Source organism: Acidithiobacillus sp. AMEEHan (assembly GCF_030996345.1).
In the GTDB taxonomy this organism is placed as follows: Bacteria; Pseudomonadota; Gammaproteobacteria; order Acidithiobacillales; family Acidithiobacillaceae; genus Igneacidithiobacillus.
The window spans coordinates 1,321,469-1,347,253 of record NZ_CP118747.1; the positions used below are offsets into that span (position 1 = coordinate 1,321,469).

Here is a 25,785-nt window from a genome sequence, read left to right on the forward strand (position 1 = left end):
CTCTCCTAGTGTTGCGATCTAATGAAAACCGCCTGAAACCAACGTGTCAGCGCCCAGCCAACAAAAGGCAGGCTGAGCAGCCACAGCCAGATAGGAAGGTCCAGCAGCAGAGCATTCAGATCCCCTTCGACCGCGGCAATGAGCGCGAGGCCCATGACCACGATCACCGAACTGGTCAACACGGCAAGGCGCTGCAGACCGCGCCGTAACTCCCGCCGAATCGCTTCCAGTTCCTCATTCTGCACGGGTACTCGCAGCTCGCCACGCTGCGTCTTTTGCAGCAGACTGTGTACGAGTTCCGGTAGTTCCGGTAACACTAGGCCCCATTGCGGCGCGTGACGGCGAAATTGCGTCCACCACGCCTGGGGGCCGCGTTGCCGATTCAACCAGTCGCGCAATAGCGGCGTTGCCACCTCCCAGATGTTGAGGGTAGGGTTGAAGTCCCGCGCAATCCCCTCCACATTCACCAATGTCTTCTGTAAGAGTAGCAGTTGCGGCTGGGTCTGCATCTGGAAGCGGCGCGTCGTCTGGAATAGACGCAGGAGCAGTTGGGCCACGGAAATTTCGTGTAAAGGCTTTTCAAACACGGGCTCGGCGATGGCGCGGATCGCCGTTTCGAAATCCTGGACGTTGGTATCTGCTGGCACCCAGCCGGCCTCAATGTGGGCTTCGGCCACTCGCCGATAGTCGCGACCGAAAAAGGCGACCATGTTCTCGGCGAGGTAATGCTGGCTGGCCTCGTCCAGGCTCCCCATGATGCCGAAATCAACGGCAATGAAACGGCCATTGCTCGGATCGATGAAGATGTTGCCAGGATGCATGTCGGCATGGAAGAAGGAGTCGCGGAATACCTGGCGAAAAAAGATCTCGGCGGCACGGCGCGACAGCTGATCAAAATCGATGCCTGCGGCCCGCAGCGCGTCGCGTTGTCCAATCTGAATCCCGCGTATGCGCTCCATCACCAACACCTCTTCGCTACAGTAGTCCCAATACACCTCAGGAATGTAGAGAAGTTCCGGCTCGTGGGCGAAGTTGCGGCGCAGCTGACTCGCATTGGCACCCTCGCGCAGAAAATCCAATTCGCCGCGAAGTGTCTTGGCATATTCCGCAACCACCGCACACACCCGCAAACGTCGGCCTTCCTGGGAATAGCGTTCGGCAAGCTCGGCCAGCCAGGCGAGAATCCCCAGATCCTGTTCAATGATGCGGCGCAGGCCAGGTCGGCGGATTTTGATGGCCACTTCGCGACCATCGTGCAGGCGGCCGAAATGAACCTGGGCTATCGATGCCGCGGCAGCCGACTCGTTTTCTATTTCGGCGAAGAGTTCGGTAACTGGTTTCTTTAGAGAGTGTTCGATGATTTGCCGTGCCTGCGTCGAGGGAAAGGGTGGCACCGCATCCTGTAGTTTGGCCAGCTCGCGGGTGATCTCCTCTGGTAACAAATCGCGTCGCGTGGATAGCATCTGCCCAAGTTTGATAAAGGTTGGGCCGAGGGCCTCCAGGGCGAGCCGTAGACGCGCGCCAAAACTTCCCTCCGGCTTGGGCATGATCCAGCGCCCGGGGTTCAGCTTGAGGATGGCCTGATAGGGCTTCAGCAACGGCAGAAAATAGAGCAACTCGTCCAGCCGGTAGCGAACCAGAACGCGAGTGATCTCAAAGATGCGAAGGGAGCGGAGATAAGATTGGCGCATGGCGGGATTCTAGCATGCTTACCAGAGAATGGGACGAAAAAGGGCCCCGCAGGGGGCCCCAAAGAAAGCAGGAATCCGCTCTTACTTGGTTACGGTTTTTTCCACCTTGATGGTGCTGTTGATTTCCACACGCTGATTGAGGAAGCGTCCCTGAGCGGTAGCGTTGGTAGCAACTGGATCATCGTAGGAATGGCCCTTGAGAACCATGCGGCTACGGCTGACTCCATGGCTCTCCAGGTACTGCGCTACACTCTCTGCACGTTGTTTGGACAGTTTCAGATTGTACGCGTACGTACCTACCTTGCTGCAATATCCATTTACGTTGAGCACCGCATCGGGGTGATTCTTGGCGAAGTCCGCCACCTCATCGAGGACCTTGATGTCATGGTCGAGCAACTTGTAAGAATTGAACTTGAAGTTGATTCCGGTGATCGTGATCGGTTTGCTGACCAAAACCGTCTGTTCGACTGGTGCGATGGGTGCCGGCGCGGGAGCAGGGGCTGGAGCTGGAGCCGGCGCAGCGACCTTCACGGGTGGCACACAGTAAGCGGGAGCTGGCCCGTTGGCGTCGGGTCGTCCGCCGCGCACGCACTGGCCCTTGGCGGTGACCACCGGTGCACCCTGGGCAGTTACCGCATAACCCTCGTAGGGATTGGTGCTAGCCAGAGCCGTACTGGAGCTCAATACCGCAGCGACAGAGATTGCCAGCGTCAATCGCAGATTGTTCGACATTGTAATACCCTCCTCAATACCAAATGTAGAGCCGTCCCACGGACAAGGCGACGGTATTTTTACAACAGGCGGAAGAATGTTGTAATTCGACAACGCTGTCAAGGAGCGGGTATATCCGTCCTGTCTGGAACGCTACTGTTCTGCGATAAAATGTGTGTCTACCCGATCAGTTAGCGCGACGAAAAGGTCTTGACAGTGGTGGGGGACGCAGTGATAATTCGCCGCTACCGCTGGAGGGGTTCCCGAGCGGTCAAAGGGATCAGACTGTAAATCTGACGGCTCTGCCTTCGGAGGTTCGAATCCTCCCCCTCCACCAGATTTGCCGAGTTCGGTCGTGCGGGTGTAGTTCAATGGTAGAACCTCAGCCTTCCAAGCTGATGGTGTGGGTTCGATTCCCATCACCCGCTCCAAGTTTGGCCCACATAGCTCAGTCGGTAGAGCACTTCCTTGGTAAGGAAGAGGTCACCGGTTCAAATCCGGTTGTGGGCTCCATTTTTCAGGTCGCTTTTTGATTGGAGAGGGTCTTCTGAATGTCCAAGGGAAAGTTTGAGCGGACGAAGCCGCACGTAAACGTGGGAACGATTGGTCACGTGGATCACGGCAAGACGACGCTGACGGCGGCGCTGACGAAGGTATTGTCGGCGAAGTTTGGTGGCGAGGTGCGGGCCTACGATCAGATTGACAACGCGCCGGAAGAGCGAGCGCGGGGGATCACGATTGCGACCTCGCACGTGGAATACGAGACGGCGAATCGTCACTACGCGCATGTCGATTGCCCGGGGCACGCCGATTACGTCAAGAACATGATCACTGGAGCGGCGCAGATGGACGGGGCGATTCTGGTCTGTTCGGCGGCGGATGGTCCGATGCCGCAGACGCGCGAGCACATTCTGTTGGCGCGGCAGGTGGGCGTACCGTACATTGTCGTGTTTCTGAACAAGGCCGACATGGTGGACGACGCTGAGTTGCTGGAGCTGGTGGAGATGGAAGTCCGCGAGCTGCTGTCCAAGTACGAGTTCCCGGGGGATGACATCCCGGTGGTGATTGGCTCGGCGCTGAAGGCCCTGGAAGGGGACCAGAGTGACATTGGCGAGCCGGCGATTTTCAAGCTGGCTGAAGCGATGGACAGCTACATCCCGATGCCGGAGCGTCCGGTGGACAAGACCTTCCTGATGCCGATCGAAGACGTCTTCAGTATTTCTGGTCGTGGTACGGTGGTGACTGGCCGTATCGAGCGCGGCGTGGTGAAGGTGGGTGAGGAAGTCGAGATTGTGGGCATACGTCCGACGAGCAAGACGACGGTGACGGGTGTGGAGATGTTCCGCAAGATCCTGGATCAGGGAGAGGCGGGAGACAACGTCGGTGTGTTGCTGCGTGGAACGAAGAAGGACGAGGTGGAGCGTGGTCAGGTGCTGGCGAAGCCGGGCACGATCAAGCCGCACACCAAGTTTGAGGCCGAGGTGTACGTGTTGTCGAAGGAAGAGGGAGGCCGGCACACGCCGTTTTTCAATGGCTATCGCCCGCAGTTTTACTTCCGCACGACGGACGTGACGGGTGCGGTGGATTTGCCGGAAGGTGTCGAGATGGTGATGCCGGGAGACAACGTGCAGTTCAGGGTCACGCTGATTGCCCCGATCGCGATGGAAGACGGCCTGCGCTTTGCGGTGCGTGAGGGCGGCCGTACCGTCGGCGCCGGCGTCGTCTCCAAGATTGTGGAGTAATTCGCGGATTGGGGTCTACTTTGCTAGACTCCAAAGACGGCGGCCGTAGCGGCCGCCTGTGTTTCTGCAGGGCAGTAGCTCAACTGGTAGAGCAGCGGTCTCCAAAACCGCAGGTTGGGGGTTCGAGCCCCTCCTGCCCTGCCATATTTTAGGAAGCGGCATTCATGTCAGAAAAAGTGAAACTCTATGCTGCGGCATTCTTTGCTGCCTCGGGGGTGCTCGCCTATTTTCTGATTCCGCTCCATTTCGGCACGTACGTACCCAGTATCGCTCTGATTGTTGGCCTCCTGTTTGCGCTGGGCTTTTTTGCTTGGAGCGAGGGCGCGTCTACACTGCTGCAGTTCTTTCGCGAGGCCTACGTGGAGCTGCGGAAAGTGGTGTGGCCCAGCCGCCCTGAACTGCTGCGCAGCACGGCAGTCATTCTCGGGCTGATCATTGTCATCGCCCTCTTTTTGTGGCTGGTGGATCTGGCCTTGCTGGCGGTCGTGCGTTTTGCCTTGGGAGGCGCTTAATCATGGCAATGCGTTGGTACGTGGTACATGCCTTTTCCAGTTTCGAAAAGCGGGTGCAGGCAGAGATCCGTGAGCGCGCTCGGCGCGAAGGCTTGGCGGATCAGTTTGGTGAAATACTGGTCCCGGTGGAAGAAGTGGTAGAGATGCGCAACGGCCAGCGAGCAACCTCTCAGCGGATGTTTTACCCGGGCTACGTTCTGGTGCAGATGGAGATGAACGATCAGACCTGGCATCTGGTCAAAAGTACCCCGCGGGTTACCGGGTTCGTGGGCGGAAGTGTCGGTAAGCCCCATCCTCTCTCCGAGGCGGAAGCCAATGCGATCCTCGAGAGGATCAAGGAAGGCGTGGAGAAACCGCGTCCCAAGTTCACTTTCGAGGCCGGTGAGCAGGTTCGCGTCATTGAAGGTCCCTTCAAAGATTTCAATGGCGTGGTGGAAGAGGTCAATTTCGAGAAGAGCAAACTGCGTGTCTCGGTGACCATTTTTGGACGTTCCACTCCGGTGGAGCTGGATTTCGGACAGGTCGAGAAGATCTGATTTTATCGTTTGAGGGAGCCGTACGGCGCTTGTACCTCGAGGAGTCAATATGGCAAAGAAAATTACGGGCTACATCAAGCTCCAGGTAAAGGCCACCCAGGCCAACCCCAGTCCGCCCATTGGTCCGGCTTTGGGTCAGCGCGGTCTGAACATCATGGAGTTCTGCAAGGCATTCAATGCGCAAACCCAAGGCATCGAGCCGGGGCTGCCGTTGCCGGTGGTCATCACCGTGTTTGCCGATAAGAGCTTTAGTTTCATCGTCAAGACGCCGCCAGCGCCGGTGCTGCTGCTGAAGGCCGCCGGCCTCAAGTCCGGTAGTGGACGTCCCAACACCAACAAGGTTGGGAAGGTGACCGAGGCACAGGTGGAAGAAATCGCCAAGACCAAATTGCCGGATCTGAATACGGAGGACCTGGAAGCGGCCAAGCGCAGTATTCGTGGAACAGCCCGTAGTATGGGCCTGACGGTGGAGGGGTAAGCGATGGCACAGAAATCGAAGCGTATCATTGCGGCCCGGGCGCTGATCGACCGCAGCCGGCGCTATGATCTCGAAGAGGCGTTGGCTCTGGTAAAACAGACGGCCACCGCCAAATTTCCGGAATCGGTAGATGTCGCGATCGGCCTCGGGATCGATCCGCGGAAGTCGGATCAGGTAGTCCGCGGTGCGGTGGTGTTGCCCAAAGGCACCGGCAAGACGATGCGTGTAGCGGTCTTCGCGACGGGGGAAAAGGCCAACGAGGCGAAGGACGCGGGTGCCGATCTGGTAGGCATGGAAGACCTGGCCGAACAGGTCAAGGCAGGCCAGATGGATTTTGATGTGGTCATCGCCACTCCAGACGCCATGCGCGTGGTGGGCGCCTTGGGTCCGGTGTTGGGCCCGCGCGGTTTGATGCCCAATCCGAAGGTTGGCACGGTAACTGCCGACGTGCGCACGGCGGTGCAAAATGCCAAGGGCGGTCAGGTCCGTTACCGCGCCGACAAGGGGGGTATCGTTCATAGCAGTATCGGCAAGGCGTCATTTTCTGTCGCCGATCTGCAGGAAAACTTCATCGCGCTGCTGGATAGCGTGAAGAAAGCGAAACCGGCGACCAGTAAAGGTGTTTACATTCGCAAGATCAGTGTCAACCCGACCATGGGGCCCGGCGTCGCCGTGGATCCGGCCGGGCTCTAAGAGGAATTCTGCCATTTTGGCGGGATGTGTCGGCGCAAGCCGGCGTTCAAAGACCGCAGGGGGCTTCGGCCTCAAACCCATACCCTGCGTAGGCGACGGCGCGCCAGGAATTTCTGGCCGCCTCTGTCCAACTGGAGGTAGCAAACCGTGAGTCTCAAACTCGCTGATAAAGAACAAGTAGTTGCTGCCCTGCAAGCAAAGTTGGTGAACGCGCAAGCGATGGCAGTAGCCGAGTACCGGGGTCTGAGCGTCGCTCAGATGACGGCGCTACGTGTTGCGGCGCGCAAGCAGTCGGTGCACGTGCAGGTGGTGAAGAACACTCTGCTCAAACGTGCGCTGGCGGATAGCGACTTTGCGGTGATGAATCCGTTGTTGAGTGGTCCCTTGGTTTTCGCGGCCAGCGAAGATCCGGTGGCCGTGGCCAAGGTTCTGACCGACTTTGCCAAGAGCAACGACAAGCTGGTCATCACTGGTGGTGCCCTGGGAGCCAAGTTGATGGACGCGCAAGCGCTCCAGCAGCTCAGCAAGATGCCCTCGCGGGAGGAATTGCTGGCCAAGCTCATGGGAACCATGCAGGCGCCCATCTCTACCTTTGTGCGTACCCTCAACGAGGTTCCCGGACGTTTCGTCCGCACCCTCGCGGCCGTGCGCGATCAAGCAGCGTAATTCCATTTTAGGAGCAATACAATCATGGCCTTATCAAAAGCAGAAATTCTGGATGCCATCGCTGGCATGACCGTCCTCGAGCTCTCCGAGCTGATCAAGGATATGGAAGAGAAGTTTGGTGTATCTGCCGCTGCGGTTGCCGTAGCGGCGCCGGCCGCTGGCGGTGCTGCCGGTGGGGACGCTGCGGCAGCGGCCGAGGAGCAGACGGAATTTGACGTCATCCTAACCAGTGCCGGCGCCAATAAGGTGAACACCATCAAAGTGGTGCGTGCCATTACCGGTCTGGGTTTGAAAGAAGCCAAGGACCTGGTGGACGGAGCGCCGAAGCCGGTCAAGGAAGGTATTGCCAAGGCGGAAGCGGAAGACATCAAGAAGCAGTTGGTGGAAGCGGGTGCCGAGGCCGAGATCAAGTAAGATCTCCTGTCTCTACCCCACATGGCTGGCGACCTTTGGTCGTCGGCCCCTCATTATTGGCGGCATGCCGTCTTTTTGGTTCGTAATCTAGCGATTATCGCGCGGAGCACTCATGGCCTACTCTTTTACGGAAAAGAAACGGATTCGTAAAGACTTTGGTAATAGCCAAAGTATCCTTCCGGTGCCTTACCTTTTGGCGACCCAGATGGATTCTTATCGCGAGTTTCTCCAGGCTGAAACTCCCGCTGCGGCGCGCAGCGATACGGGCCTCGAAGCGGTATTTCGCTCGCTTTTTCCCATGGAGAGCTATTCCGGGAATGCGCGACTGGACTATGTCAGCTATCGTCTTGAGCGTCCGGTCTTTGATGTCATGGAGTGTCATCAGCGTGGCGCTACCTATTGCGCCGGCCTGCGCGTGCGGCTGCGTCTGGCGCTCTACGAAAAAGACGACAGCACGGGGGCGAAGCGCATCAAGGACGTCAAGGAACAGGACGTGTATATGGGCGAGTTGCCACTGATGACCGAGCATGGCTCCTTCATCATCAATGGCACCGAGCGGGTGATCGTTTCCCAGCTACATCGTTCACCGGGTGTGTTTTTTGCCCATGATGCCGGCAAGACCCACTCTTCCGGGAAGTTGCTCTTCAATGCGCGCATCATCCCCTATCGCGGTTCCTGGCTCGACTTTGAATTCGATCCCAAGGATCACCTCTACGCGCGCATCGACCGGCGCCGGAAGCTGCCGGCAACGACGCTATTGCGGGCCCTTGGGTATGGTACCGAGGACATCCTGGGGATGTTCTTCGATACCGAGGAATTTCGGATCGAGGGCGCGCAGATTTTTTACCAGTTGCGCCCCAGCCGCGTGCAGGGGGACATTGCCGTATTCGATGTTGCGCATCCCAAGACCGGCGAGATCATCGTCGCCAAGGGCAAGCGCATTACCGTCCGCCATGTGCGGCAATTGCAGGAAATCGGTGAGTCGATCGAGGTGGAAGTGCCGGAGGCATTCCTGCTGGGCAAGGTACTCGCGCGAGATCTGGTAGATGAGGCCACCGGCGAACTGGTGCTCCAGGCCAACGACCTGATCGATGACGAGGCGTTGAAAAAGCTGCGGCAGTCGGCACCCTTGCACATCGAGACTCTGTACATCAATGAAGTCGATCGCGGCCCCTACATTTCGGAAACCTTGCGGATCGATACCGCGCGGGATGCCCATGAGGCGCAGATCGAGATCTATCGTTTGATGCGTCCGGGTGAACCACCGTCCAAGGATTCTGCGCAGACCTTGTTCCAGGGGTTGTTTTTCAGCGCCGAGCGCTACGATCTCTCGCAGGTGGGACGGATGAAGTTCAATCGCCGTGTCGGCCGGGAAGAAATTACCGGCCCGGGCGTGTTGAGCAATGAGGACATCATTGCGGTGATGAAGGTGCTGGTCGATCTTCGCAATGGTATCGGCGAGATTGACGACATCGATCATCTGGGTAACCGGCGCGTGCGTTCGGTCGGTGAACTCATGGAAAATCAGTTCCGTCTGGGACTGGTGCGTGTCGAGCGGGCGGTCAAGGATCGTCTTGCGCTGGCCGAAAGCGAGGGACTCACACCGCAAGATCTGATCAACGCCAAGCCGATTGCGGCGGTGGTCAATGAATTTTTCGGTTCGAGCCAGCTTTCGCAGTTCATGGACCAGACCAACCCGCTCTCCGAAGTCACCCACAAGCGCCGTGTCTCGGCCTTGGGTCCTGGGGGGCTCACCCGCGAGCGCGCGGGCTTCGAGGTACGCGATGTACATCCCACCCACTATGGGCGTATCTGTCCCATCGAGACGCCGGAAGGGCCCAACATCGGTCTGATCAACAGTCTGGCCTGTTTTGCCCGCACCAACGCCTACGGCTTTCTGGAGACTCCGTACCGCAAGGTGATCGGAGGACAGGCTACCGATGAAGTGATCTACCTCTCCGCCATTGACGAAGGACATTACGTCATCGCCCAGGCGAACTCCCCTTTGGGCCCGGATAATCACCTGCTGGATGAGCTCGTCTCCTGCCGACACAAGGGCGAAACATTGTTGGTAGCCCCGGATCAGGTACAGCTCATGGATATCTCGCCGCGGCAGATCGTTTCCGTGGCCGCGAGCCTCATTCCCTTCCTGGAACATGACGACGCCAACCGGGCGCTGATGGGCTCGAACATGCAGCGTCAAGCGGTGCCTACGGTGCGTTCCGATGCCCCGATGGTGGGTACCGGCATGGAGCGAGTTGTCGCCATCGACTCCGGCGCTGCCATTACTGCCCGTCGGGGTGGCGTTGTTGACAGTGTCGACGGTGCGCGCATCGTCGTACGCGTCAATGATGACGAAACGCAGCCGGGGGAACCGGGCGTGGATATCTATAATCTGGTGAAATATTCGCGCTCCAACCAGAATACCACCCTGAACCAGAAGCCGATCGTGCGCGTCGGCGATGAGGTTGCGCGGGGGGACGTATTGGCGGATGGCCCGAGTACGGAACTGGGGGAGTTGGCTCTGGGGCAGAACATCCTGGTCGCCTTTACCCCGTGGAACGGCTACAACTTCGAGGACTCCATCCTCATTTCCGAACGTGTGGTGGCGGAAGATCGCTATACCACCATCCATATCGAGGAGTTTCCGGTCTATGCCCGAGACACGAAACTTGGGCCGGAAGAGATCACCCGCGACATTCCTAACGTTTCTGAAGGCGCCCTGCGCCATCTGGACGAATCCGGGATCGTGGTGATTGGGGCAGAACTCGGGCCGGGGGACATTCTGGTCGGTAAGGTCACGCCCAAAGGCGAGACCCAGCTTACCCCCGAAGAGAAACTCCTGCGTGCGATCTTCGGCGAGAAGGCCTCGGACGTGAAGGACAATTCCTTACGCATGCCGGCAGGTATGTACGGGACGGTGATCGACGTGCAGGTCTTTACCCGCGATGGTATCGAAAAAGACGCGCGGGCCAAGGCGATCGAGGAGGAGCAGCTCAAGAAGATCCGCAAGGATGTGCAGGATGAATACCGCATTTTTGAGGCCGATACGTATCAGCGTATCGAACGTCTGCTCCTCGGGAAGGTTGCTGAAGGCGGCCCTGCAGGTCTGGCGCCAGGTGCGAAGATCACCAAGAGCTATTTGAAGGAGTTGGCTCGAGACCGCTGGTTCGATATCCGTCTGCGCAGTGAGGAGAGTAACGAAGCGTTGGAGCAGATCCGTGCCCAGCTCGAGCAGCAGCGTGAGCGCCTGGATGCGGTCCTGGAAGAGAAGCGGCGCAAGCTTACGCAGGGTGATGATCTGAGCCCGGGCGTGCTGAAGATGGTCAAGGTGCACGTGGCCGTGAAGCGGCAATTGCAGCCGGGTGACAAGATGGCCGGTCGCCACGGCAACAAGGGGGTAGTCTCCAAGATCGTACCGGTGGAAGACATGCCCTATCTGGCCGATGGGACGTCCGTGGATATCGTGCTCAATCCCCTTGGTGTGCCATCGCGTATGAACGTTGGGCAGATTCTCGAAACCCATCTGGGCTGGGCGGCCAAAGGTTTGGGACGGCGCATTGCGGAAATGCTCGATCAGCAGCGAGCAATGGCGGAGCTCCGTGGCTTTCTTACGGAAATCTACAACCGTACGGGCAAAGTGGAGGACATCAATAGTCTGAGCGACGACGATGTGCTGGCACTGGCACAGAATCTGCGCAATGGCGTACCGATGGCGACGCCGGTCTTCGATGGTGCCAGCGAAGAAGATATTCGCGATATGCTCGAACTCGCTGGCCTGCCGCGCAGCGGCCAGGTCACTCTCTATGATGGGCGTAGCGGCGAGGCCTTCGATCGTCCGGTCACCGTTGGCTACATGTACATGCTCAAGCTGCACCATCTGGTTGATGACAAGATGCACGCCCGTTCCACGGGGCCGTACAGTCTGGTCACCCAGCAGCCGCTGGGCGGCAAGGCGCAGTTTGGTGGCCAGCGTTTTGGCGAAATGGAGGTCTGGGCGCTGGAGGCCTACGGTGCCGCCTACACCCTGCAAGAGATGCTCACGGTCAAATCGGACGACGTTTCCGGGCGTAGCAAAATGTATGAATCCATCGTCAAAGGTGATTTCCGCATGGATGCGGGAATGCCGGAGTCCTTCAATGTGTTGTTGAAGGAGCTGCGGTCGCTGTCCATCGACATCGAACTGGAACAATCGGTCTAAGGTATCCGCAGGCTTCGGATAAGGAAGAGTCACTTGAATAACCTCCTCAAGCTTTTCAAGCAGAATGATCGGCAGGAAGAATTCGATGCCATCCGCATTGGCATTGCGTCGCCGGACAAGATCCGCTCCTGGTCCTACGGCGAAGTAAAGAAGCCGGAGACCATCAACTATCGGACCTTCAAACCCGAACGCGAAGGTCTGTTCTGCGCCAAGATCTTTGGCCCGATCAAGGACTACGAGTGTCTTTGCGGTAAATACAAGCGTCTCAAGCACCGTGGCGTGGTCTGTGAAAAATGCGGCGTGGAAGTCACCCAGGCGCGTGTGCGCCGGGAACGGATGGGCCATATCGAGCTGGCCAGTCCGGTAGCGCATATCTGGTTCCTGAAGTCCCTGCCCAGCCGCATGGGCATGATCCTCGATATGCCCTTGCGGGATATCGAACGGGTCCTGTATTTCGAGGCCTATGTTGTCATCGATGTCGATCTCGGGGTCACTGACCTGCAGCGTGGACAGATTCTCAGTGAGGACCAGTATCTCGACGCCCTCGAGGCCTACGGCGATCAGTTCCAGGCGATGATGGGCGCCGAGGGCATCCGCGAATTGCTCAAGGGCATCCCGCTGGAAAGCGAGATCGAACAGATTCGCGAGGAACTCCTCGCCAGCAACTCCGACACCAAGACCAAGAAGCTGGCCAAACGGCTCAAGATTCTGGAGTCCTTCGTGAATTCGGGAAACCGTCCCGAATGGATGATTCTGGAGGTGTTGCCGGTATTGCCGCCGGATTTGCGGCCGCTGGTACCCCTGGATGGCGGCCGCTTTGCGACCTCGGATCTGAATGATCTCTATCGCCGGGTCATCAACCGCAACAATCGTCTGAAGCGGCTTTTGGAGCTCAAGGCCCCGGACATTATCGTCCGCAACGAAAAGCGCATGTTGCAGGAGGCGGTAGATGCACTGCTCGACAATGGTCGTCGGGGACGCGCCATTGCCGGCCCCAACAAGCGTCCGCTCAAGTCTCTGGCCGACATGATCAAGGGCAAGCAGGGGCGCTTCCGGCAGAATCTGCTCGGCAAGCGTGTCGATTACTCCGGCCGCTCGGTGATCGTCGTCGGGCCGGAATTGCGTCTGCATCAGTGTGGACTTCCCAAGAAGATGGCACTGGAGCTGTTCAAGCCCTATATTTTCAACAAACTGGAAGAGCGCGGTCTGGCGACCACGATCAAGGCGGCGAAGCGCTTGGTGGAGGCCGAAAAGCCGGAGGTCTGGGACATCCTCGAAGAGGTGATCCGCGAACATCCGGTGATGCTCAACCGTGCCCCCACTCTGCATCGTCTGGGTATCCAGGCCTTCGAGCCGGTGCTGATCGAGGGCAAGGCGATTCAGTTGCACCCCCTGGTTTGCGCAGCCTACAACGCCGACTTCGATGGTGACCAGATGGCCGTGCACGTGCCGCTTTCGCTCGAAGCGCAGCTCGAAGCGCGCACGTTGATGATGTCCACCAACAACATCCTCAGCCCGGCCAATGGCGATCCGATCATCGTGCCATCCCAGGATATCGTGCTGGGCCTGTACTACATGACGCAGGAACGCCTGGATGCCAAGGGGCAGGGAATGCGCTTCGTCGATAGCGCCGAGGTGCGCCGCGCCTACGAGAACGGTGAAGTGGGCCTGCATGCCCGTGTAACCCTACGCTTCCGTGGGGAGCGCATCGAAACCACGGTGGGCCGCGCCCTGCTCAGCGATATCCTCCCCGAGGGGCTGCCTTTTGCCGTCATCGATCGCGTCCTGAAGAAGAAGGCGATCGCGGAGCTGATCAATACCTGTTACCGCACCTTGGGCGTCAAGGACACGGTGGTGTTTGCTGACCAGCTCATGTACACCGGTTATCGCATGGCGACCCGTGCCGGCATCTCCTTTGGCGCCGGTGACATGGTTACGCCGCCGGAAAAAGACGCCATTCTGGCGCGTTCCGAAGAAGAAGTGAAAACCATCCAGGATCAGTACACTTCTGGGTTGGTCACTGAAGGCGAACGCTACAACAAGGTGGTCGATATCTGGTCGCGCGCCACCGAGGAGGTGGCCAAGGCCATGATGGACCGGGTGAGCAAGGAAAAGGTCACCCTGCCCGATGGCGAGGAAACCGACCAGGTCTCCTTCAATTCCATTTACATGATGGCGGACTCCGGTGCGCGTGGCTCGGCGGCACAGTTGCGTCAGTTGGCTGGAATGCGTGGATTGATGGCCAAGCCGGACGGCTCCATCATCGAAACGCCGATCACCGCGAATTTCCGCGAAGGGCTGAATGTACTGCAGTACTTCATCTCCACCCACGGGGCGCGTAAGGGTCTCGCCGATACCGCCTTGAAAACCGCCAACTCCGGGTATCTCACCCGCCGTCTGGTAGACGTGACGCAGGATCTGGTGGTCGTCGAGCACGACTGTGGGACGGAGGACGGTCTGCCGATGATGGCCCTGGTGGAGGGCGGTGAAGTCGTCGAGGCGTTGCGTGAACGCGTTCTCGGGCGGGTGACGGCGGAGGATATCCTGCATCCCAACACCGGTGAGGTTGCCATTCCGCGGAACACCTTACTTACCGAGCAGTTGCTCGGGCAGCTCGACGAACTCGGCGTCGATGCCCTCAAGGTACGTTCTCCCCTGACCTGCAAATCGCGTTATGGAGTCTGTGCCCTCTGCTATGGGCGCGATCTCGCGCGTGGTCACCTGGTCAATGCTGGCGAAGCGGTGGGAGTGATCGCTGCGCAGTCCATTGGCGAGCCCGGCACCCAGCTGACCATGCGGACCTTCCACATCGGTGGTGCGGCAAGTCGTGCCGCGGCGCAGAGCAGCATCGACATCAAGCAGGGTGGCTTGATTCGTTACCACAGCAGCTTGCGTTCAGTGGAGCACCCCAGTGGCCGTCATGTGGTCGTTGGCCGTAACGGCGAAATCGCCGTGACCGATGAGCAAGGGCGGGAAAAAGAACGCTATAAAGTGCCGTATGGTGCCACCATCCTGGTCCAGGATGGCGAGGTGGTAACGCCCGGTAAGCGGATTGCCGAGTGGGATCCGCATACGCGCCCCATTGTCAGCGAGATCGCTGGTACGGTATCGCTGCAAGACGCCATCGAGGGCCAGAGTGTCATCTCTCAGACCGATGACATCACCGGCCTCAGCACCCAGGCAGTGATCGACCCCAAACAGCGGCCGGCCAGCGGTCGCGATCTGCGTCCCGTGGTCCTCTTGCAGGATGCCAAGGGCAAGGATCTCAAGTTGCCGGGTACGGATCTGCCGGCGCGCTATTATCTGCCGCCGCGAGCCATCATCGCGGTGCAAGATGGCGCACAGGTGCAGCCTGGCGATACCCTGGCGCGTTTGCCAGTTGGTACCAGTAAGACCCGTGACATCACCGGTGGCTTGCCGCGTGTGGCCGAACTTTTCGAGGCCCGGCGCCCCAAGGACTACGCCATTATTGCGGAGCACCACGGCATCGTCGGCTTTGGCAAGGACACCAAGGGCAAGCAACGTTTGCTGATCACCGATGAAAACGGGGATACGCATGAATACCTGATTCCCAAGGGACGTCATGTCACCGTCTACGAAGGTGAGCGAGTCAGCCCCGGTGAACCTCTGGTAGAAGGCCAGCCGGTGCCGCACGACATTCTCCGTGTCCTGGGCGTCCAGGCGCTGGCCAACTACATTGTCGACGAAGTTCAGGATGTCTATCGTTTACAGGGTGTACGGATCAACGACAAGCACATCGAGGTCATCCTGCGGCAGATGCTGCGCAAAGTCGAAGTTACCCATGCCGGTGATAGCAGCTTCATCACCGGCGATCAGGTCGATCGTGCGCGGGTGGAAGAGGAGAACGCAGTTCTCGAAGCGGCAGGCAAAGAGCCTGCACGTTTCACGCCGATGCTGCTCGGTATCACCAAGGCGAGTCTATCGACAGAATCCTTCATCTCCGCTGCCAGTTTCCAGGAAACCACCCGCGTTCTGACCGAAGCGGCAGTTTCCGGACGGGTCGATGATCTGCGTGGTCTGAAGGAGAATGTGATTGTCGGTCGTCTGGTGCCTGCGGGAACCGGGCTTGCCTATCACGAGCACCGTCGCCGACGGAATCGCGGTGAGAGTCTGTTCGCTGATGGTGGCCAGAGCGAGGCCGAGACGATCGCCGCCAGTTGATCGGTATTCTGCAGCCCCCTGATCTTTCTTGACAGTTCGGACGCGCATCCATAAAATGCGCGCTCTCATTGGCGGCAGGTGATGTGCCGCCCTTCGTTTTTGGAGAAGGTATGCCCACACTGAACCAGTTGGTCCGCAAGCCGCGCAAGGCTCCGGTGGCCAAGAGTAAGGTACCGGCCCTGGAGGCCAATCCGCAGAAGCGGGGTGTCTGTACCCGCGTGTACACCACCACGCCAAAGAAGCCCAATTCCGCGTTACGGAAAGTGGCGCGCGTGCGTTTGACCAACGGCTATGAAGTCAGTAGCTACATTCCTGGTGAGGGACATAACCTGCAGGAGCACTCCGTCGTTCTGATCCGCGGTGGTCGTGTGAAGGATCTGCCGGGTGTGCGCTACCACATCATCCGCGGCACCCTCGACACTGCTGGCGTGAAGGATCGTAAGCAACGCCGCTCGAAGTACGGCGCCAAGCGGCCCAAGTAAGGGTATCGGATTCCCAAGGAGTAGTTAGAGATGCCAAGACGTAGAGAAGTGCCGAAGCGGATCGTGCTGCCAGATCCCAAATATAAGGAAGAGGTCCTCGCCAAATTTGCCAACGTCCTCATGCGTGATGGCAAGAAGAGCGTTGCCGAAAAGATCGTGTATGGGGCCCTCGATATCGTCGCCGAGAAAAGCAAGTCCGACGCGATGGAGATCTTCCGCAAGGCTCTGGACAATGTTCGTCCGGTAGTGGAGGTCAAGAGTCGCCGTGTGGGTGGTGCAACCTACCAGGTGCCGGTGGAAATCCGTGCGGATCGACGCATGGCGTTGGCCATGCGTTGGCTGCGCGACTCTGCACGCAAGCGCAATGAGAAATCCATGGGCAACCGTCTGGCCGCCGAGATACTCGAGGCGGCGGAAAACCGTGGCAACGCCGTACGCAAGCGGGAAGAAACGCATCGTATGGCCGAGGCCAACAAGGCGTTCTCGCACTTTCGCTGGTAACCCTCTCCGCTTCGCAAACGCAAGGATCAATTCGTGGCGCGCACAACCCCCATTGAACGTTATCGCAACATCGGCATCATGGCGCATATTGATGCCGGAAAAACCACTACCACCGAGCGCATCCTCTTTTACACCGGGGTCTCGCACAAGATCGGTGAGGTGCATGAAGGCACGGCGATCATGGACTGGATGGCGCAGGAGCAGGAACGCGGCATCACGATCACTTCGGCCGCAACGACATGCTTCTGGAAGGGTATGGATGCCAAGCGTGCAGAGCATCGTATCAATATCATCGACACCCCGGGCACGTCGATTTCACCATCGAAGTCGAGCGCTCCCTGCGTGTGCTCGACGGTGCGGTAGCGGTGTTCTGTGCCGTTGGTGGTGTGCAGCCGCAGTCGGAAACCGTGTGGCGTCAGGCCAACAAGTATGGCGTGCCGCGTATGGCTTTCGTCAACAAGATGGATCGTCAGGGGGCAAACTTCAACCGTGTCGTTGAACAGATCCGCGGCAAATTGAAGGGCAATGCCGTCGCCATTCAGTTGCCGATCGGCGAGGAAGAGCGTTTCCGTGGCGTGATCGATCTGATGAAGATGAAGGCGATCAACTGGGACGATGCGACGCAGGGCACCACCTTCGTGGAGGAGGAGATCCCGGCCGAGCTCAAGGAAGCCGCCGAGGCAGCGCATCACGTAATGATCGAGGCGATTTGCGACACCGATGAAGAGTTGATGATGAAATACCTCGAGGGTGAGGAAATTTCCATCGAAGAGCTCAAGGTTGCCTTACGCAAGGCGACGATTGCTAGCGAAATCGTGCCGGTTCTCTGTGGGAGCGCCTTCAAGAACAAGGGTGTGCAGGCAATGTTAGACGCGGTGTTGGACTATATGCCCTCGCCTGTCGACATTCCCCCGGTCAAGGGTACCGACCCCAACACCGGCGCCGAGGCCACTCGTCTTGCCAATGACAGCGAGCCGTTTTCGGCTTTGGCCTTCAAAATCATGACGGATCCTTTTGTCGGCCAGTTGACCTTCTTCCGCGTCTACTCTGGTGTCCTCAACGCTGGCTCCACCGTTTATAATCCGGGGCGTGGCCAACGCGAACGGATCGGTCGCATCCTCCAGATGCACGCCAATGAGCGTCAGGAAATCAAAGAAGTCTTGGCGGGTGACATCGCCGCCGCCGTGGGGCTCAAGACCGCCTATACCGGTGATACCCTCTGTGACATGGATAAAACCATCATCCTCGAGCAGATGGAGTTCCCGGAGCCGGTCATTCACGTTGCCGTCGAGCCCAAGACCAAGAGTGACCAGGAAAAGATGGGCATTGCTTTGGGCAAGTTGGCGCAGGAAGACCCCTCCTTTCGCGTGCGCACTGATCAAGAGTCGGGTCAGACCATCATTTCCGGTATGGGCGAGCTGCATCTAGAGATCATCGTCGACCGCATGAAGCGGGAGTTTGGTGTCGAGGCAACCGTGGGTGCCCCACAGGTGGCCTACCGCGAGACGATCCGCAAGAGCGTAGAAGCCGAAGGCAAGTTCGTGCGGCAGTCCGGAGGTCGTGGACAGTACGGTCATGTCTGGTTGCGACTGGAGCCGCTGGAACCTGGTTCGGGCTTCGTATTTGAGAACGCTGTAGTCGGCGGTGTGGTACCCAAGGAATACATCGGGCCGACGGAAAAGGGTGTGCAAGAGGCTTTGGAAAGTGGTATAGTCGCCGGCTTCCCGGTCGTGGACGTCAAAGTCACCATCTTTGATGGCTCCTACCATGATGTCGACTCTTCCGAGGCGGCGTTCAAGATCGCGGGATCCATGGGCTTCAAGGCGGGTGCTGCGAAGGCGAATCCGGTGCTGCTGGAGCCAATCTTCGCTGTCGAGGTTGTCACCCCAGAAGAGTACATGGGCGACATCATCGGTGATATCAACAGTCGTCGCGGAGTGATGCAGGGTATGGATGACGAGGCCGGTGCCAAGATCATCAAAGCCGAAGTTCCGCTGGCGGAGATGTTTGGATACGCCACTACGGTACGTTCCTTGTCGCAGGGGCGCGCCACTTACAGTATGCAGTTCGAGAAGTACATGGAAGTGCCTGGGCATGTTGCCGAGGCCGTCGTCAAGAAAAGTCAGCGCTGAGTTGTAACGGGAGAAGGTAGTCATGTCCAAGGGAAAGTTTGAGCGGACGAAGCCGCACGTAAACGTGGGAACGATTGGTCACGTGGATCACGGCAAGACGACGCTGACGGCGGCGCTGACGAAGGTATTGTCGGCGAAGTTTGGTGGCGAGGTGCGGGCCTACGATCAGATTGACAACGCGCCGGAAGAGCGAGCGCGGGGGATCACGATTGCGACCTCGCACGTGGAATACGAGACGGCGAATCGTCACTACGCGCATGTCGATTGCCCGGGGCACGCCGATTACGTCAAGAACATGATCACTGGAGCGGCGCAGATGGACGGGGCGATTCTGGTCTGTTCGGCGGCGGATGGTCCGATGCCGCAGACGCGCGAGCACATTCTGTTGGCGCGGCAGGTGGGCGTACCGTACATTGTCGTGTTTCTGAACAAGGCCGACATGGTGGACGACGCTGAGTTGCTGGAGCTGGTGGAGATGGAAGTCCGCGAGCTGCTGTCCAAGTACGAGTTCCCGGGGGATGACATCCCGGTGGTGATTGGCTCGGCGCTGAAGGCCCTGGAAGGGGACCAGAGTGACATTGGCGAGCCGGCGATTTTCAAGCTGGCTGAAGCGATGGACAGCTACATCCCGATGCCGGAGCGTCCGGTGGACAAGACCTTCCTGATGCCGATCGAAGACGTCTTCAGTATTTCTGGTCGTGGTACGGTGGTGACTGGCCGTATCGAGCGCGGCGTGGTGAAGGTGGGTGAGGAAGTCGAGATTGTGGGCATACGTCCGACGAGCAAGACGACGGTGACGGGTGTGGAGATGTTCCGCAAGATCCTGGATCAGGGAGAGGCGGGAGACAACGTCGGTGTGTTGCTGCGTGGAACGAAGAAGGACGAGGTGGAGCGTGGTCAGGTGCTGGCGAAGCCGGGCACGATCAAGCCGCACACCAAGTTTGAGGCCGAGGTGTACGTGTTGTCGAAGGAAGAGGGAGGCCGGCACACGCCGTTTTTCAATGGCTACCGCCCGCAGTTTTACTTCCGCACGACGGACGTGACGGGTGCGGTGGATTTGCCGGAAGGTGTCGAGATGGTGATGCCGGGAGACAACGTGCAGTTCAGGGTCACGCTGATTGCCCCGATCGCGATGGAAGACGGCCTGCGCTTTGCGGTGCGTGAGGGCGGCCGTACCGTCGGCGCCGGCGTCGTCTCCAAGATTGTGGAGTAAGAGACAATGGAAGGTTCCAAGATTCGTATTCGTCTGAAGTCCTATGACTACCGAATGCTCGACATCTCCGCCGCGGAGATCGTCGAGACGGCTCGACGTACCGGCGCTCGGGTCTGTGGCCCGATTCCGTTGCCCACCAAGATCGAGCGCTTTACCGTGCTGCGGTCGCCGCATGTGGATAAAAATGCGCGTGACCAGTTCGAGCAGCGTACTCACAAGCGGCTCATGGATATTCTCGACCCCAATGACAAGACTGTCGATGCGCTCATCAAGCTCGATCTTGCCGCCGGCGTCGACGTAGAGATCAAGCTGTAAGGAGAAGAAAATGACGATCGGCATGATTGGTCGCAAGATCGGTATGACCCGGGTAGCGGGCGAGGGTGGCAAGGTAGTGCCCGTCACCGTGATCCACCTCGCGGAAAACGTCGTGACCCAGATAAAAAGCAAAGAGAGCGATGGGTACGAAGCGATCCAGGTTGGCGTAGGCGGCGTCCGGCCGCAGCGTTTGAGTTCAGCGATGGCTGGACATTTCCGCAAGGCCGCGGTTGAGCCGCGCCGTTTTTTGCGTGAATTTCGAGTGAATGAGTCCGGTTCTTATCAAGCAGGACAAGAGTTGTCGATGGATATGTTTGCCGTCGGCCAGCGCATCGATGTGACCGGTATCAGCAAGGGCAAGGGTTTTGCTGGTGCCATCAAGCGTCACAATTTCCGCAGCAATCGCGCCAGCCACGGTAATTCGCTGTCGCACCGTGCCCCGGGCTCCATTGGTTGTCGCCAGACTCCCGGTCGGGTGTTCAAAGGCAAGAAAATGGCCGGGCAGTTGGGCAACGAGCGGGTAACGACCTTGAATCTCGAGGTCGTGCGTGTCGATGTCGAGCGCCGTCTCGTAATGATCAAGGGCAGTGTGCCCGGCGCAAACGAGGGCGATGTGGTATTGCGCCCGACAGTGCGCGGGTGAGCGGGAGCACGACGATGGAAGTAGAAAGTATTCATATCAGCAGTGGCAAGGGGGAAAAGGTGGAGCTGGCAGACGCCGTTTTTGCCGCCCCCTACAACGAGGCGCTTCTGCATCAGGTAGTTGTTGCGCAGTTGGCAGGACTGCGTAGCGGTACTGCGGTGCAAAAAAATCGTGCGGCAGTCCGTGGCGGCGGTCGCAAACCGTGGAAGCAGAAAGGCGGCGGTCGCGCCCGCGCCGGCAGCATTCGTAGTCCCATCTGGCGTGGCGGTGGTCGAGCCTTCCCGGGGGTGACACAGAGTTACAAACAGAAAGTCAACAAGAAGATGTGGGCGGGTGCCATGCGCAGCGCACTGGCGGAGCTGTTACGGCAGGACCGTTTGCAGATCATCGCTGCAGAGGACTTCGCCGAGCCCAAGGCGAAACTCGGGCGGACCTGGCTACAGGCCGCGGGCGGCGATGACGTGTTGGTCGTTCTGGCAGAGGCGCCGGTCAATTTCTTTTTGTCGCTGCGGAATTTCCCGCACGTTGGCGTGGCGGAGTGGCAGGATGTTGGCCCGGCAGACCTCCTGCGTTATGGGCGTGTTCTGATGGATGCCGCCGCGGCCAACAAGTTCGCGGAGGTGTACGGATGAACAACGAACGGCAGTTTCTGGTGTTGCTCGCGCCGATCGTGAGCGAGAAAAGTACCTTGCAGACCCAGGCTGCAAATCAGTATGCCTTTCGGGTTGCCCGCGATGCCACCAAGCGCGAGATCAAGTCCGCAGTGGAGCGGCTGTTTCAAGTCAACGTGTTGTCTGTGCAGACGTTGAACTATGAAGGGAAGGCGAAGCGTATGGGGCGTCATGCTGGGCGCCGCTCTTCGTGGAAGAAGGCCTACGTGCGTCTTGCGGAAGGCAACAGCATCGACCTTGGCATTGCCTGAGAGAGATAGGGGATAATCATGGCTCTCGTACGAACCAAACCGACCTCTGCCGGACGTCGTTTCGTCATCAAGGTGGTCAATCCGGAGCTGCATAAGGGCGCTCCGGTCAAAGCTCTGACCTCCAGCCAGGCGCATACCGGGGGTCGCAACCACAACGGGCGGGTAACCCGCCGGCATGCCGGTGGCGGGCATCGCCAGCATTACCGCTTGGTAGATTTTCGCCGCAATAAGAACGACATTCCGGCCAAGGTCGAGCGGATCGAATACGATCCCAATCGTAGCGCCCATCTGGCCCTGCTTTGTTACGCCGACGGTGAGCGTCGCTATATCCTCGCTCCCAAAGGGGTATCGGCTGGTGATACCCTGATCTCTGGCGAGGAAACGCCGGTACGTCCAGGCAATTGCATGCCGCTGCGCAAGATTCCCGTAGGCAGCGTGGTGCACAATATCGAACTGCGGCCTGGTAAGGGCGGGCAGATTGCGCGTTCCGCCGGCGCCTCTGCGCAGTTGATGGCGCGGGAGGGCGACTACGCGCAACTCCGCTTGCGCTCTGGTGAAGTGCGCAAAATTCATGTATCCTGCCGCGCCACATTGGGTGTTGTGGGTAACGATGAGCACGGCACGCGCCAGCTGGGCAAGGCCGGTGCCACCCGTTGGCGGGGTGTCCGTCCCACGGTGCGTGGCGTGGCCATGAACCCCGTCGATCACCCGCATGGTGGTGGTGAAGGTCGTACCTCAGGCGGACGTCATCCAGTGTCGCCTTGGGGACAGCCGACCAAGGGGTATCGTACCCGTCGCAACAAACGTACCAGCGGCATGATCGTCCGCCGCCGTAAGTCCTGATCAGGGGAGAGGAATTCGTCGTGCCACGTTCCATCAAGAAGGGTCCTTTCGTGGACCAGCATCTCGACAAAAAGGTCCAGGAAGCCCAGGCCAGCAACAGTCGCAAGCCGATTAAGACCTGGTCGCGTCGTTCCACCATTACGCCCGATTTCATCGGTCTGACCTTTGCCGTGCATAACGGCAAGCAGCACATTCCCGTTGTCGTCAACGAGAACATGGTCGGCCACAAGCTCGGAGAGTTTGCGCTGACCCGGACCTTCAAGGGTCACGTAGCCGACAAGAAAGCCAAGCGTTGAGGATAGCAAGATGAGATCAACGGCAGTATTGAAAGGATTGCAGATGTCACCGCAAAAGGCCCGTCTGGTAGCTGACCTCGTGCGCGGGCAGCCCGTGGATAAGGCCTTGGATATCCTTCGCTTTACCCGGAAAAAGGCGGCATTGCCAATTCGCAAATGCTTGGAGTCCGCCATCGCCAACGCGGAAAATAACGAAGGCGCAGATGTCGATGCGTTGGTGGTCGAGTCGATCATGATCGATGGTGGAGCGGTGTTGAAGCGTTTTGCCGCACGTGCAAAGGGGCGCGGCACGCGAATTTTGAAGCGCACCAGTCACATCACCATTGTCGTAGCCGAACAGTAAGCGAGGAAAGTATGGGTCAGAAAACCAATCCAATCGGACTGCGTCTGGGAATCATTAAGAATTGGAACTCGCGCTGGTACGGCAAAGCAGATTTCAAGGATAAGTTGCTGGAAGACATCCGCATCCGTGATTTCATTCGCAAACGCTTGAGTGGCGCTGCGATCTCCGATATCACCGTAGAGCGGCCGGCGCGTAGCGCGCGCATCACGCTGCACACCGCGCGTCCTGGCGTGGTGATTGGCAAGAAGGGCGAGGACATCGAGAATCTGCGTATAGAAGTACAAAAGCGCATGGGGATTCCGGTGCACGTCAACGTCGAGGAAATTCGCAAGCCGGAGCTGGATGCGCAGCTGGTCGCCGAGAATGTGGCGCAGCAGTTGGAGCGTCGAGTCATGTTTCGCCGTGCTATGAAGCGTGCCGTTACGAATGCGATGCGCTTTGGTGCGCAGGGAATGCGCATCAACTGTGCTGGTCGCCTGGGGGGTGCGGAGATTGCCCGTACCGAGTGGTATCGCGAGGGACGGGTGCCTCTGCACACCCTGCGTGCGGATATCGATTACGGTTTTGCCGAGGCCAAGACGACTTATGGAATCATCGGCGTCAAGGTGTGGATCTTCAAAGGCGAAATTCTCGAATGGAGCAGCGCCGCTAGCGTTGCTGCCGCACAGAAGTAAGGAGAGCGGTGATGTTGCAACCAAAACGGACCAAGTTTCGCAAGCAGCATAAGGGTCGCAATCGCGGACTGGCGACGCGTGGCAATAAAGTCAGCTTCGGCGATTACGGACTCAAGGCCGTTACCCGCGGGCGGGTCACGGCGCGGCAGATCGAGGCGGCGCGCCGCGCCATCAACCGGCACGTGCGCCGTGGCGGGCGGATCTGGGTGCGGATCTTCCCCGACAAGCCGATCAGCAAAAAGCCGGCGGAAGTGCGTATGGGTAAGGGCAAGGGAAATCCGGAATATTGGGTTGCCTTGGTTCAGCCGGGTAAGGTTTTGTATGAAATGGAAGGCGTAACGGAAGATGTGGCACGTGAGGCCCTGCGGCTCGGCGCTGCCAAACTGCCGGTACAGACCATTGTCGTAGAACGGCGGGTGATGGGATGAAAGGACAAGACTTGAGCCAGCTATCGGTGTCTGAATGTCAGACCCAGTTGCTTGCGCTTCTCGAAGAGCAGTTCAAACTGCGGATGCAGCACGGCACCGGGCAACTGGCGAACAGCGCCCGCCTGCGGGGCGTGCGCCGCGATATCGCACGGGTGCGTACCGAGATCACGAAGAAGGCGAAGGTGAGCCAATGAGCACAGAACACAATCCCCGGAGTCTGGTGGGCACCGTGGTCAGCAACCGTATGGACAAGACCATTGTGGTGCTCGTCGAGCGTCGTATCCAGCACCCGTTGTATAAGAAGTACATCCGGCGCTCGAAGAAGTTTCACGCCCACGATCAGGAGAACAGTTGCCAGATCGGTGATACCGTGCGCATCGAAGAGTGTCGTCCCATCTCCAAGACCAAGACTTGGCGCCTGGTATCGGTCGTCGGCCACGCCATCGCTGAAGGAGTCGCGTCATGATCCAAATGCAAAGCCGGCTCGCCGTGGCAGACAATAGTGGCGCCCGCGAGGTCATGTGCATCAAGGTACTCGGCGGTTCTCACCGGCGTTATGCCGACATCGGTGACGTGATCAAGGTCAGCATCAAGGATGCAGCTCCGCGGGGCAAGGTCAAGAAAGGTGACGTGTACAACGCCCTGATCGTCCGTACCCGCAAGGGCGTGCGTCGCGAAGACGGTTCGGTCATCCGCTTCGACAATAACGCCGCGGTACTGCTCAACAACCAGTTGCAGCCGATCGGCACCCGTATTTTTGGCCCGGTTACCCGCGAGCTACGTGGCGCCAATTTCATGAAGATCATTTCGCTCGCGCCCGAAGTGTTGTAGGAGTTGAGCATGAGCAAGATTCGTAAGGACGATGAAGTCGTGGTGCTCAGCGGTAAGGACAAGGGCAAACGTGGCAAGGTGTTGCACGTGTTGCCGGAGGAAGGCCGCGCCATCGTGGAAAAAGTGAATATGATCAAGCGGCATCAACGCCCGGATCGCATGGGTAACGGTGGCGGTATCGTGGAAAAGGAAGCCCCGGTCCAGTTGTGCAAGCTCGCGATTTACAACCCGGCTACGGGTAAGGCCGACCGCGTTGGTTTCAAGTTCCTCGCCGATGGCAGCAAGGTTCGCGTGTTCAAAAGCAACGGCGAACAGCTGGCGACGCATTGAGGGGGC

27 protein-coding genes, 4 tRNA genes and 1 pseudogene are annotated in these 25,785 nt (G+C 58.8%); 30 read left to right on the plus strand and 2 right to left on the minus strand.

Going from position 1 to position 25,785, the window contains the following annotated elements; translation table 11 throughout:
* Positions 1–5: 5 nt before the first annotated feature.
* Entirely contained in the window at positions 6–1,691 is a 1,686-nt protein-coding gene (ubiB, locus tag ORD17_RS06695; RefSeq protein WP_308387536.1) for a ubiquinone biosynthesis regulatory protein kinase UbiB, read from the minus strand.
* A gap of 81 nt (positions 1,692–1,772) precedes the next feature.
* The gene (locus ORD17_RS06700; protein ID WP_308387537.1) at positions 1,773–2,423 is read right to left on the minus strand and encodes an OmpA family protein; all 651 of its coding nucleotides are present in this window, start codon (positions 2,421–2,423) and stop codon (positions 1,773–1,775) included.
* Between the two features lie 232 nt (positions 2,424–2,655).
* On the opposite strand from ORD17_RS06700, the gene ORD17_RS06705 reads away from it, so the two are divergent.
* From ORD17_RS06705 to rplX, 30 genes and pseudogenes are all read left to right on the plus strand, one after another.
* Positions 2,656–2,739, plus strand: a tRNA-Tyr gene (locus ORD17_RS06705).
* 20 nt (positions 2,740–2,759) lie between these two features.
* Positions 2,760–2,833, plus strand: a tRNA-Gly gene (locus ORD17_RS06710).
* 6 nt (positions 2,834–2,839) lie between these two features.
* A tRNA-Thr gene (locus ORD17_RS06715) sits at positions 2,840–2,915 on the plus strand.
* 38 nt (positions 2,916–2,953) lie between these two features.
* Positions 2,954–4,144: an elongation factor Tu gene (gene tuf, locus ORD17_RS06720; RefSeq protein ID WP_308387539.1), complete on the plus strand. Its 1,191-nt coding sequence runs from the start codon at positions 2,954–2,956 to the stop codon at positions 4,142–4,144.
* A 68-nt stretch (positions 4,145–4,212) separates the two neighbouring features.
* A tRNA-Trp gene (locus ORD17_RS06725) sits at positions 4,213–4,288 on the plus strand.
* A gap of 20 nt (positions 4,289–4,308) precedes the next feature.
* Positions 4,309–4,656, plus strand: a complete 348-nt coding sequence (gene secE, locus ORD17_RS06730) for a preprotein translocase subunit SecE (protein ID WP_308387541.1) — start codon at positions 4,309–4,311, stop codon at positions 4,654–4,656.
* Positions 4,657–4,658: 2 nt separating this feature from the next.
* Positions 4,659–5,192: a transcription termination/antitermination protein NusG gene (gene nusG / locus ORD17_RS06735; protein WP_308387543.1), complete on the plus strand. Its 534-nt coding sequence runs from the start codon at positions 4,659–4,661 to the stop codon at positions 5,190–5,192.
* Between the two features lie 49 nt (positions 5,193–5,241).
* On the plus strand, positions 5,242–5,670 hold the full coding sequence (rplK, locus tag ORD17_RS06740) for a 50S ribosomal protein L11 (RefSeq protein WP_215871771.1): 429 nt from the start codon (positions 5,242–5,244) through the stop codon (positions 5,668–5,670).
* A gap of 3 nt (positions 5,671–5,673) precedes the next feature.
* Positions 5,674–6,363, plus strand: coding sequence for a 50S ribosomal protein L1 (rplA, locus tag ORD17_RS06745; protein ID WP_308387545.1), 690 nt, complete (start codon positions 5,674–5,676; stop codon positions 6,361–6,363).
* Between the two features lie 147 nt (positions 6,364–6,510).
* Complete coding sequence (rplJ, locus tag ORD17_RS06750) at positions 6,511–7,029, plus strand: 50S ribosomal protein L10 (protein WP_308387546.1); 519 nt, start codon at positions 6,511–6,513, stop codon at positions 7,027–7,029.
* Positions 7,030–7,053: 24 nt separating this feature from the next.
* Complete coding sequence (rplL, locus tag ORD17_RS06755; protein WP_308387547.1) at positions 7,054–7,443, plus strand: 50S ribosomal protein L7/L12; 390 nt, start codon at positions 7,054–7,056, stop codon at positions 7,441–7,443.
* A gap of 112 nt (positions 7,444–7,555) precedes the next feature.
* Positions 7,556–11,644 carry a DNA-directed RNA polymerase subunit beta gene (gene rpoB, locus ORD17_RS06760; protein WP_308387548.1) on the plus strand — a complete coding sequence of 1,363 codons (4,089 nt, stop codon included), beginning with the start codon at positions 7,556–7,558 and terminating at the stop codon, positions 11,642–11,644.
* Between the two features lie 33 nt (positions 11,645–11,677).
* A complete protein-coding gene (rpoC, locus tag ORD17_RS06765; protein WP_308387550.1) occupies positions 11,678–15,826 on the plus strand; it encodes a DNA-directed RNA polymerase subunit beta' in 4,149 nt (1,382 codons plus the stop codon).
* A gap of 110 nt (positions 15,827–15,936) precedes the next feature.
* A complete protein-coding gene (rpsL, locus tag ORD17_RS06770; RefSeq protein ID WP_308387551.1) occupies positions 15,937–16,308 on the plus strand; it encodes a 30S ribosomal protein S12 in 372 nt (123 codons plus the stop codon).
* Between the two features lie 30 nt (positions 16,309–16,338).
* Positions 16,339–16,809 carry a 30S ribosomal protein S7 gene (gene rpsG / locus ORD17_RS06775; protein ID WP_308387552.1) on the plus strand — a complete coding sequence of 157 codons (471 nt, stop codon included), beginning with the start codon at positions 16,339–16,341 and terminating at the stop codon, positions 16,807–16,809.
* Between the two features lie 33 nt (positions 16,810–16,842).
* Positions 16,843–18,941, plus strand: a pseudogene (gene fusA, locus ORD17_RS06780) (elongation factor G).
* Between the two features lie 22 nt (positions 18,942–18,963).
* Positions 18,964–20,154, plus strand: coding sequence for an elongation factor Tu (gene tuf, locus ORD17_RS06785; RefSeq protein WP_308387539.1), 1,191 nt, complete (start codon positions 18,964–18,966; stop codon positions 20,152–20,154).
* A 6-nt stretch (positions 20,155–20,160) separates the two neighbouring features.
* Positions 20,161–20,469 carry a 30S ribosomal protein S10 gene (gene rpsJ / locus ORD17_RS06790; RefSeq protein ID WP_215871596.1) on the plus strand — a complete coding sequence of 103 codons (309 nt, stop codon included), beginning with the start codon at positions 20,161–20,163 and terminating at the stop codon, positions 20,467–20,469.
* A 10-nt stretch (positions 20,470–20,479) separates the two neighbouring features.
* A complete protein-coding gene (gene rplC / locus ORD17_RS06795) occupies positions 20,480–21,112 on the plus strand; it encodes a 50S ribosomal protein L3 (protein WP_308387553.1) in 633 nt (210 codons plus the stop codon).
* A 14-nt stretch (positions 21,113–21,126) separates the two neighbouring features.
* The gene (rplD, locus tag ORD17_RS06800) at positions 21,127–21,744 is read left to right on the plus strand and encodes a 50S ribosomal protein L4 (protein ID WP_308387554.1); all 618 of its coding nucleotides are present in this window, start codon (positions 21,127–21,129) and stop codon (positions 21,742–21,744) included.
* Entirely contained in the window at positions 21,741–22,034 is a 294-nt protein-coding gene (gene rplW / locus ORD17_RS06805) for a 50S ribosomal protein L23 (RefSeq protein ID WP_308387556.1), read from the plus strand. Before rplD ends, rplW begins: the two co-directional genes overlap by 4 nt.
* Before the next feature lie 18 nt (positions 22,035–22,052).
* Positions 22,053–22,877 carry a 50S ribosomal protein L2 gene (rplB, locus tag ORD17_RS06810; protein ID WP_308387557.1) on the plus strand — a complete coding sequence of 275 codons (825 nt, stop codon included), beginning with the start codon at positions 22,053–22,055 and terminating at the stop codon, positions 22,875–22,877.
* A 20-nt stretch (positions 22,878–22,897) separates the two neighbouring features.
* Entirely contained in the window at positions 22,898–23,173 is a 276-nt protein-coding gene (gene rpsS / locus ORD17_RS06815) for a 30S ribosomal protein S19 (protein ID WP_215871591.1), read from the plus strand.
* A 10-nt stretch (positions 23,174–23,183) separates the two neighbouring features.
* Entirely contained in the window at positions 23,184–23,516 is a 333-nt protein-coding gene (gene rplV / locus ORD17_RS06820) for a 50S ribosomal protein L22 (protein ID WP_308387559.1), read from the plus strand.
* Between the two features lie 11 nt (positions 23,517–23,527).
* Entirely contained in the window at positions 23,528–24,190 is a 663-nt protein-coding gene (gene rpsC / locus ORD17_RS06825; RefSeq protein WP_308387560.1) for a 30S ribosomal protein S3, read from the plus strand.
* Positions 24,191–24,201: 11 nt separating this feature from the next.
* Positions 24,202–24,618 carry a 50S ribosomal protein L16 gene (gene rplP, locus ORD17_RS06830; RefSeq protein ID WP_308387561.1) on the plus strand — a complete coding sequence of 139 codons (417 nt, stop codon included), beginning with the start codon at positions 24,202–24,204 and terminating at the stop codon, positions 24,616–24,618.
* Entirely contained in the window at positions 24,615–24,812 is a 198-nt protein-coding gene (gene rpmC / locus ORD17_RS06835; protein ID WP_308387562.1) for a 50S ribosomal protein L29, read from the plus strand. The genes rplP and rpmC overlap by 4 nt, the downstream gene beginning before the upstream one ends.
* Entirely contained in the window at positions 24,809–25,084 is a 276-nt protein-coding gene (rpsQ, locus tag ORD17_RS06840) for a 30S ribosomal protein S17 (RefSeq protein WP_308387563.1), read from the plus strand. Before rpmC ends, rpsQ begins: the two co-directional genes overlap by 4 nt.
* Positions 25,081–25,449 carry a 50S ribosomal protein L14 gene (gene rplN, locus ORD17_RS06845; protein ID WP_215871585.1) on the plus strand — a complete coding sequence of 123 codons (369 nt, stop codon included), beginning with the start codon at positions 25,081–25,083 and terminating at the stop codon, positions 25,447–25,449. Before rpsQ ends, rplN begins: the two co-directional genes overlap by 4 nt.
* A 9-nt stretch (positions 25,450–25,458) precedes the next feature.
* On the plus strand, positions 25,459–25,779 hold the full coding sequence (rplX, locus tag ORD17_RS06850; protein WP_308387564.1) for a 50S ribosomal protein L24: 321 nt from the start codon (positions 25,459–25,461) through the stop codon (positions 25,777–25,779).
* The last annotated feature ends 6 nt before the right edge of the window (positions 25,780–25,785 follow it).